Genomic DNA, 2,474 nt, shown 5'->3' with positions numbered 1-2,474 from the left:
GACCTACTCCGACGGGGTCGCCCGAGCCGTCGAGCGCATCGCCGGGGAACAGTCGGTGGATCCGGCCGACCTCAAGCAGGCGATCGCCGCCTCGAACAGGACCTCGCTGCTCGAGCGCTTCATCGACCCGTCCGAGATCGCGAGCCTCGCCCTCTACCTCGCAAGCCCCCTCTCCTCGGCGACCAACGGCGCCGCGCTCCGCGCCGACGGAGGGACGTTGACCGGCGTTCTGTAGACGCGAGCCGGACGCCCGTTCAGGCGCCGTCGCGGTTCTGCTTCTCGCGCACTGCGGACCGAGCAGATCCGCCGCACGCACGTACGGGTCAGAAGCGCAGCAGGTCGAGCTGCTCCCGCGTCACGTCGCGGTCGACGTAGATCAGCCGGACGGCGTCCGGATCCGGGTTCCCCTCATCCGGTCCGCGCCAGACGAGCCTGAGCCCGAGCTTCTCGGCGACCGCTTTCGAGGCGAGGTTGTGCTCCAGCAGGATCGCGCTGACCGGGACGTCCGGATCCACGCGCGCCGCGGCGGCTCTGCCGGCGCGCGCGATCTCTGTCGCGAAGCCGCGGCCCTGATAGCCGGGCTCGAGACGGTAGTAGATGTTCCAGGCCGCGCTCTCGCGAAGGCGGCACCCGCCGACGCCCACGAAGTCGCCGGAGGTCCTCAGCCGCGCCGACCAGTAACCGAGCCCGTCCCGCCAGTCGTCGAGGTAGTGCTCGAGCACGTCACGGGTGCGCGCCAGGCTGCGATGGCGGCCCGACGGCAGGTGGCGCCACACGGCGGGATCGGCGTGGAGCCGGTGGAGCTCGGGCAGATCGTCGCGCGACACGGGTGTGAGCACGAGATCGCCGGCGACCACCGACTCGGTCAGCGCTGACAGTTCGGGCACCAGTACAGCTTGCGGGCCTGCATCTCCTCGAGCACGATCTCGGTCCCGCACACGCGACACGGCAGTCCGGCGCGGTGGTAGACCCAGTGCCGGTCGTCGCGATGCGCCATCGCCTTGCGCCAGGCGTCTCCCTCCAGGCCGTCCATGGTCATCATCTGACCGGTCTCGACGCCGATGCGCAGCAGCGCCACCCAGTCGCGCCACAGGCCGCGCACGATCTCCTCGGGGATCGCCCTGCCCGGCGTGTGCGGGTCGAGATTCGCGCGGAACAGCATCTCGGCGCGATAGACGTTGCCGATGCCGCTCACGACGGCCTGGTCCATGAGCAGCTGCCCGATCGCCACGTTGCGCCCGCGCACCGCCGCGACGAAGCGCTCCTCGTTCTCGACGGGGTCTCCCACGAGCGGGTCGGGGCCGAGGCGCGCCATCACGGCCGCCACCTGCTGCGGCGTCTCGATCACGCACGCGGTGGGCCCGCGCAGGTCGGCGCACGTCACATCCGTCAGGAGGCGCAGCCGCACCTGGCCCACGACGGGAGGCGGCCACTCGTCCTCGGGCACGCCGCCGTTGTCCGCGTCGTCCGCCGCCGACGGCTCCAGCGCCTTCGTCTGCTCCGACATCCGCACATGCACACGGGTTCGTCGCGGCGCACCGATGGAGGTGAGCGAGTTCTCCCCCGCGTCGTCGAACACGGGCGCATCCACGGGCGTCGCGAGATCCGTGCCGCGCTGATTCGTCTGGCCCATACGGCCGTTCGCGGATGCGATCGTCGAGTCGACCAGGATCTCGCCTGCGAAATCCCACGCCCCGTAGAGGCCCAGGTGCACGCGCAGCCAGACCTCCTCGTCGAACTCGAGGAACATCTGCTTGCCGACAGCGCGAGCGGCAGTCGGTGTGCGACCGCTCAGCACGGCCGCCCCGTCCGCGAAGCGCCCCTGCGGGCTGGCTGCCTGCACCGCGCGACCGACGAAGTTGCGCGCGAACTGGCGCGCGATGCGGTGGACGGAGTGACCCTCGGGCATCAGACGCGAGGATCGGGCTGTAGCGAACCGTCCTGCTCGTACGCCGCGATCTGCCCGATCCGGCGCACGTGGCGCTCGTCGTTCGAGAACGGCGTCTCGACGAAGCGGTCGATGAACGTCACGACCTCGTCGAAGGAGTGCTGACGGGCGCCGATCGCGATCACGTTCGCGTCGTTGTGCTCGCGCGCGAGCTCGGCGGTCGCGATGCTCCACACGAGCGCCGCACGCACGCCCTCCACCTTGTTGGCCGCGATCTGCTCGCCGTTGCCCGAGCCGCCGAAGACGATGCCGAGCGCGGGCACGCCGGCGCGCTGGTCCGTCACGACCGCCTGCGCGGCGCGGATGCAGAACGCCGGGTAGTCGTCGACGGGGTCGTACTCGATCGGGCCGTGATCGACCACCTCGTGCCCCTGCTCGGCCAGGTGGTGCTGCAACTGGGTCGAGAACTCGAGGCCGGCGTGGTCGGTCGCGATGTGGATGCGCATGGACTCGATCCTAGATTCTCGTTCGCCCCGCGGCGGGCGAACAGCTTCTGCGTCGGTTCAGGAGCCGGGACGGCGCTCAG

General features: G+C 70.9%; 4 protein-coding genes. 1 reads left to right on the top strand and 3 read right to left on the bottom strand.

What is annotated here, in order from left to right; translation table 11 throughout:
* Positions 1-235, top strand: a 235-nt coding sequence (locus RIF89_RS13925) for an SDR family oxidoreductase (RefSeq protein ID WP_309069681.1), incomplete at its 5' end; no start/stop codon positions are given.
* 88 nt (positions 236-323) lie between these two features.
* On the opposite strand, the gene RIF89_RS13920 is transcribed toward RIF89_RS13925, so the two are convergent.
* Genes RIF89_RS13920 through RIF89_RS13910 form a run of 3 tightly spaced genes read right to left on the bottom strand, consistent with a single transcriptional unit; the run spans position 324 to position 2,394 of the window.
* On the bottom strand, positions 324-887 hold the full coding sequence (locus RIF89_RS13920; RefSeq protein ID WP_309069680.1) for a GNAT family N-acetyltransferase: 564 nt from the start codon (positions 885-887) through the stop codon (positions 324-326).
* Positions 866-1,909: a DNA-formamidopyrimidine glycosylase family protein gene (locus RIF89_RS13915; RefSeq protein WP_309069679.1), complete on the bottom strand. Its 1,044-nt coding sequence runs from the start codon at positions 1,907-1,909 to the stop codon at positions 866-868. The genes RIF89_RS13920 and RIF89_RS13915 overlap by 22 nt, the downstream gene beginning before the upstream one ends.
* On the bottom strand, positions 1,909-2,394 hold the full coding sequence (locus RIF89_RS13910; protein ID WP_309069678.1) for a ribose-5-phosphate isomerase: 486 nt from the start codon (positions 2,392-2,394) through the stop codon (positions 1,909-1,911). Before RIF89_RS13910 ends, RIF89_RS13915 begins: the two co-directional genes overlap by 1 nt.
* Positions 2,395-2,474 lie beyond the last annotated feature (80 nt).

It is taken from the genome of Microbacterium sp. (assembly GCF_031178525.1).
Lineage (GTDB): Bacteria > Actinomycetota > Actinomycetes > Actinomycetales > Microbacteriaceae > Microbacterium.
Note: the sequence above shows the minus strand (reverse complement) of the source record. Positions and strands in the feature narration are given on the sequence as shown.